Origin of the sequence: Mycobacterium sp. (assembly GCF_008709575.1) — a bacterium.
In the GTDB taxonomy this organism is placed as follows: Bacteria; Actinomycetota; Actinomycetes; order Mycobacteriales; family Mycobacteriaceae; genus Mycobacterium.
Genome location: NZ_VYIK01000361.1, coordinates 1 through 689 on the forward strand (window position 1 = coordinate 1; position 689 = coordinate 689).

Annotated in this window: 1 protein-coding gene; it reads right to left on the bottom strand. The window is 60.8% G+C overall.

The annotated features are described in order from the left end of the window. The coding region (locus F6Q13_RS20395) for a glutaredoxin family protein (RefSeq protein WP_367141376.1) at positions 1 to 284 on the bottom strand (284 nt) is incomplete at its 3' end. Positions 285 to 689: the final 405 nt, after the last annotated feature.

Here is a 689-nt window from a genome sequence, read left to right on the forward strand (position 1 = left end):
CAGATGTTGATTTCGCGCAGGTTGAGGCCGCTTCGCCGCAGCGGGTGCAGCAGCATCCGGCAGTACGGGCAGCCGGGACGCCAGTACACCTCGACCACCGGTTCCGTTCTTTGCGGGGCGGTCATCTTGTCTCTCCCTGTCCTGCTCATCGCCGGGTCGCGGCTAACCGATTTGCTGGCGACCACGCTGGCTCGGGTCGACATCGCGTTAAGGGCGCTACCGTGCGCGCTGCTGTGTGTTGGGGGACCAACCTCGGCGGTGCCCTCAGCGGCGTCACCAACCATCCAGGAGAACCGAATCTCGCTGCCTGGGCTCGAGCTTTGTCATCTGGCTGACCATTCACGCGTCAATCGACCGGAGACGCATCGCGAGGCGGACATCCGGAGATGGGTAAGCAGGCCAATATCATCGACGTGGTCGACCATTGTCATTGTCAGAACGATGACAACCTGGCCAATATATCGAAGCGGTTGTGTAACGCTGCGTGCCCCGTGAAGTGGAGCAGTGTGCTTTGCGCACGTTGGTAGCGGCTGCGGCAGAACAACAAGGTGCGTGGGCAACTCATCGACAACGCCGAGACCTTCGAGAGGAGATGCACTCTGAAAAAAATCACCCGAACTCAGCCACACCCAGAGCCTGATAGACGCGAGCGCTTCGTTGATGGCCAGACACGGCGTCGCCGTCGATCA